This window comes from uncultured Chloroflexus sp., from assembly GCF_937129525.1.
Classification (GTDB): Bacteria; Chloroflexota; Chloroflexia; order Chloroflexales; family Chloroflexaceae; genus Chloroflexus.
Genome location: NZ_CAKZNK010000093.1, coordinates 1 through 4,377, shown reverse-complemented (window position 1 = coordinate 4,377; position 4,377 = coordinate 1). Strand labels below are relative to the sequence as shown.

4 protein-coding genes are annotated in these 4,377 nt (G+C 61.7%); all 4 read right to left on the bottom strand.

Going from position 1 to position 4,377, the window contains the following annotated elements:
• Window positions 1-1,432: sialidase family protein (locus Q0650_RS11700; RefSeq protein WP_298819158.1), on the bottom strand; the 1,432-nt coding region annotated here is incomplete at its 3' end.
• Window positions 1,433-1,498: 66 nt separating this feature from the next.
• Complete coding sequence (locus Q0650_RS11695) at window positions 1,499-2,269, bottom strand: hypothetical protein (RefSeq protein WP_298819156.1); 771 nt, start codon at window positions 2,267-2,269, stop codon at window positions 1,499-1,501.
• 43 nt (window positions 2,270-2,312) lie between these two features.
• Window positions 2,313-3,584 (bottom strand): glycosyltransferase family 4 protein, encoded by a 1,272-nt coding sequence (locus Q0650_RS11690; RefSeq protein ID WP_298819154.1) that lies wholly within the window; start codon window positions 3,582-3,584, stop codon window positions 2,313-2,315.
• Between the two features lie 68 nt (window positions 3,585-3,652).
• Window positions 3,653-4,377 (bottom strand): class I SAM-dependent methyltransferase (locus Q0650_RS11685; protein WP_298819152.1); only part of this gene is annotated, 725 nt, incomplete at its 5' end.

Below are 4,377 nucleotides of genomic sequence, written 5' to 3'. Positions count from 1 at the left end.
CATCGGTACGCATCGCTTCCGGGATAGGCACGGAGAGAACGCTGGTCGGGCCTGAGGGAGCGAAGGGTACCCAGCCGCCGGAATCGGTTTCGGTGTCGGTCGGCGGCGCGCCCCAGCGCCAGCGCACCTGATTGGGGAGACTGGCGGGAGTGATGTCGGGGAAGGTCACATTTACCGTCGATTTCCCGTCACCGCCAACCACGATCTCACCGTTTTCAATCAGCGGTGGCGACCCAAAGCTCACTCCCGGCGCCCGGAAGAGGACATAGCGAGGTTTGGGCACAGTGCCGGTAAAGAATTCGTGGACAACGTGCATATAAGACCGCGCGCCCACTCGCGCATCGCCCCAGGCATTGAAGATCGGCGCTACGGTTGGCGCATTGACAATCGGCAGAAAACCCTGCCCCGCCGGCCTGACCGCATAGTGGAGCTGATTCGAGCTTCGGCTCGATCCGGTGCGGATCCAGGTGATATGCAGATTACCACGCTGATCGTAATCAACGGAAACGCGCCCATCACCCTTGCCCTCAGCCAGCAACACCGGTGACCAGGGTGCGCTAAACGCGCTCACCAGCTTCTCGGCGAAAAAGATACCGTTGTCGGCATCGCGATACGCAACCACGATGCGCGTATTCGGCGCCGGATCAAGGCTAAACGCAACGCTGGCATCGGCAAACGAGCGCGGCGAGCTGGCCGTTACATCAACCGGCGCGCCAAAGCCAGAGCCATTCCATAACGCCACCATCACGTGCAGTGGCCGCGGCGTGTCGCGCGTGTATGTAATCGCCAGTTCGCCATTTGGCCCGGCGGCAAGGGCGGTTTGCGATTTGTAGGCTTGCGCCCCTTGCACTGAGCCGACAGGCGACCAGGTTTCGCCACGATTGTTCGAGTAAGCGAAATTCATTGCTTTATCATCGCGCCAGGCCGCCACAATCTGGCCGTCTGTGCGAACGGCCAGCGCCGGTTCCACCGCAAAGATATGGCCGCGCATGATCTCGAAGGTGGCAGGATGCCAGGCGCCACCCGGCTCGCGACGACGGAATTTGATCGTCTTGGCAACCTGATCGATCCACAATACGTAGACCTCGCCGGTTGGCGCAGTCGCTACCGCCGTTTGCACCCAGTCCTGGGCTATCCCCGAGCTGACCGTTCCCAACGGCAATGGCGCAGGAAATGCCGGAGCTTCTTCGCCTTTACTCCAGATTTTCGCAGTGCCATTGTCCGTCGGCGAAATACCATCCGTGGCCGTCACATAGACACCGTTGGCATCAACTGCAAGCTGGGGATATTTGGTATTACTGGCGGCCAGATCGGTCTGGAGAATGAAGGCTGCGCCTTCCTGGGCCTGCAAGGGTAGAGGGAGCGAGCCGGCGATAAATGCGCAGACACTGATGAACGCGATAACGAGCCAGGCTACGCGAGAGATGAACATACTGATAATCTCCTGATGTGTTCAGCAAGCGTGGTTACGGAAGAGAAGGTGAACAGCATCAGCCGGTTACGGCGCGACGATAAAATCATCGAACAAGATGCCACCCAGCGCGCGGGTGTAGAGACCGGCCCGGCCCGCCGGCAGCGGGTCGGGGTCGCTGGCCCGCAACACGACCTTGCCGTCTAAGCGAGCCGTCAGCTCGCCCCCGCGCAGCTCCAGCTCAACCACGTGCCACTGTCGCGGCGCAAACCCCGGCCCTTCCACCGTCGCCAGCGGCACCGCCACCCCTTCCACCACCTTCTCGAGCGCGTATTTCGGCGTCGCTTCGTACTCGCTCTTCAACAGGCGCAGCCGGTAGTAACTCGCTTCGTAACCCACCTCACCCTGATAGCGGGCCACCAGCCCGGCAATGCCGTTGAATTCATCGTAAAAGCTTGCCCGCACCACCCCGTCGGCGTAGGCGCCGGGGGCGAGCGCGGCAAGCTGATTGAGCGCGCTGTTGCGCAGCTCGCTGGCGAAATCCTGCCGCAGCCGGCCATTGTCGATGACCCAGTTGGCGCGGTCTTCGGGCAGGATGAAATCGAGTTCGGCCATCTGCCAGTCGCTCAGGCTAGCGGCGGTGGCAAAATCGGCCACGAAGAGCGGGCCGGCGGCAAGCGCGGCGGGCACGGTGGGGTTGGGGCCGATGGTGGGGGCCGGCGGTTCGGGCGGGTATTGCAAGATCGGACCTCCCTCTTCGGCCTGCCCCGGGCGGAGCGTCAAGGCGAGCGCCGCCACCAGGGCGAGCGCGATAGCGATCAAAGCCAGCAAAGGCATTACTTTGAGCTGACGAGACATCGAAACCTCCTCATTCATGTAGAGCCAGGACGATCCAACCACTCTACAATTCGTTGACCATTACCGATTCGCGCCCCGGCTCACCGCGCAACGCCGCGCGATAGAGATTGGCCAGGTCGGTAGCAATCTGGGTCGAAGTAAACTGCGGCGCCAGCGCAGCGGCGCGAGAACTGAACGATTGCCAGGTAGCGGCATCTTGTAGCAAGGCGCTGATCGCCGCGGCGATAGCCGGGCCAGACCGAGACTCGACCACCATGCCAGCCTGAGCGGCGGCCACATACGCGCTCGCGCCGGTCGAGCGCGTCACGACCGGCGGCGTCCCAACGGCACAGGCTTCAATCACAACCCGACTGAACGACTCGGACACCGACGGCACTACGGCAACATCAGCCGCCGCCAGGTAGACCAGCGCCTCGTCGTGGGGAATTGCGCCGGTCAGTATGACCTGATCTGCCACGCCCAATTCGGCGGCGCGGCGGTTGAGCAGCGCGCCGTAATCACCAAACCGGGGCGTTGAACGGTTGGGACCAACGATCAACACCTGTGGCGCCAGGCCGGTCTGAGCCACGAAGGGCAACGCCTCAACCAGATAGACAATTCCCTTGAAGGGATGCAGGCGATTGAGACTGATCACAATTGGTCGGTGGGGATCGAGCCGATGGCGCTCGACCACCATAGCCCGGCATTGGGCGCGAAATGCGGCCAGCGACTGCGTGGCAGGCGGGAAGCTGCTATCGGCGATATTGTAAGGGATGGCCTTGACCCGATCGGCTGGCGCGCCGCGTCTGATCGCCAGCTCGCGGATCATTGGCGAATCGGCCCGGATCACCAGTGCCCGCCGGAAGACATAAGGCAAGATGGCGCGCGCGGAACGAAAGCGGGCATAGCCGTAATCAAACTCTGGCTCAGCCATCACATCGGCGCCGGGCAGGGTGATGGCCAGGGGCGGCAGACGATGGCCAGCCAGCACTGCCGCCCATCCCAACGGAAATGCCGTTTCGATATGGCAGAGATCGAAGGGAGTCGTGGCGGCGAGAAATCGGCGGATCCCCAGGATTGCGCCGGCGAGATAAGGGTAGGGGAAGAGGGCAGCCAGCGCGCGATTAGCGATCCGACGGGGGAAGGAACCACCAGAGGGCCAGCGATGAACGACAATACCGTCTTCGAGGCTCCGCGATGGGTGGCGATGGTCGGCGGCGAAGCTTAAAATCTCGGCCTCAATGCCAACCGCGCGCCAGGCCTGGATCACCTCGGTATGAATCCGGTTTGCGATTGCCGTGCGGTCGTAGCGCGGCAATACATACAAGATGCGCATAGATCGATTCCAGGGTGGACACAGCTTACCATGATGGAGACGCGCGCAGCACGCATTTTGTTCCAGCCTTACGAGTTCTTTTCAGATGGCTCGGAGCACGGTTTCCGTAGCGTAAACATGACATAGAGCGGATCGGAGCGATCAAACCTCTCTTCGAGGGGATGAACAATCCAGGCCAGCAACAGGTCTTTCAAAATAAATGTGCGCCAGAAACGGGTAAGGCGGGTTTCGTGATACCGCCAGTTGAGGATCGAACGACCAAACCCGCGCAGCGGGCTGATCTGGAGATTGGCCGGTCGCACATAGACCCGCTGAATATCGTCGTCATTGTAGAAGCGAAAGAAGGAGCCGGCCTTTCCCTCTTGCACAAACGCATTGCGCGCCACTCGCTTAAACCGCCGGATTCCCTCGAAGAAACCGGTGCGTTCACCGCTGGTATACGGGATCGTGATGACTGCGATACCATCGGGAGCGAGCGCGCGGCCAATCTCGCGCCCAACCGCCTCGTCATCGGGAATATGTTCGAGGGTTGAGACTGCCGCAATCCGCGCGACCGAGTCGGAACGAAACGGCATCGCGGTAGCGCTGGCCACAATCGGAAAAAACTTCCCATCGCCGGGGCGGGCCGTCGCCGCGCGTTTGGCTTTCTGCCAGCGCACGCGGTCGGCATCAAGCTCAAGCACTACCACATCGATCCCTTCTTTAGCGAGCATGTGGGGAAACGAGGAGGTGCCTGAACCAATATCGACAACCAGATCGCCGCGACGGACATCGAGGGCTTTCGCTGCCCAGG

Coding starts and splice junctions, on each gene's coding strand:
- Q0650_RS11695 (WP_298819156.1), bottom strand. CDS start 2,269: ATGTCTCGTCAGCTCAAAGTAATGCCTTTGCTGGCTTTGATCGCTATC.
- Q0650_RS11690 (WP_298819154.1), bottom strand. CDS start 3,584: ATGCGCATCTTGTATGTATTGCCGCGCTACGACCGCACGGCAATCGCA.